This is a genomic window from Pseudomonas sp. MWU13-2105, assembly GCF_023242315.1.
Taxonomy (GTDB): domain Bacteria; phylum Pseudomonadota; class Gammaproteobacteria; order Pseudomonadales; family Pseudomonadaceae; genus Aquipseudomonas.
This window is the reverse complement of sequence record NZ_JALLIY010000094.1, coordinates 1-347: the sequence shown is the minus strand read 5'-3', so window position 1 is coordinate 347 and position 347 is coordinate 1. Positions and strand designations below refer to the sequence as shown.

The following is a 347-nucleotide window of genomic DNA, read 5'->3' as shown; positions in this document are numbered from 1 at the left end:
GCCCCTGCTGCCTCCAAGCCCATTCTGGAAGCCGTGCAGAAAGCCTTCAGCTTCGTACCGAACCTGCAAGGCAACATGGCTGAATCGCCAGAGCTGCTGGCCGGTTACAGCCAACTCTGGGACCTGTTCGGCAAGAGCACCCTCACCCCGCACGAACAGCAGGTCGTGTACCTGACCTCCAACTTCGAAAACAACTGCCACTACTGCATGGCCGGGCATACCACCCTGGCCAAGATGATCGAGATGGCACCCGAGGTCATTGCCGCTCTGCGCGCCGGCAGCGTCATTCCGGATGCTCGCCTGGAAGCCTTGCATGTGTTCACCACGGCGGTCGTGCGTGATCGCGG

The 347-nt window shown here is 61.4% G+C and carries 1 protein-coding gene; it reads left to right on the top strand.

Features of this window, described 5'->3' with window-relative positions; translation table 11 throughout:
- A partial coding sequence (locus M5B96_RS32455) for a carboxymuconolactone decarboxylase family protein (protein ID WP_248801257.1) occupies positions 1-347 on the top strand: 347 nt, incomplete at both ends.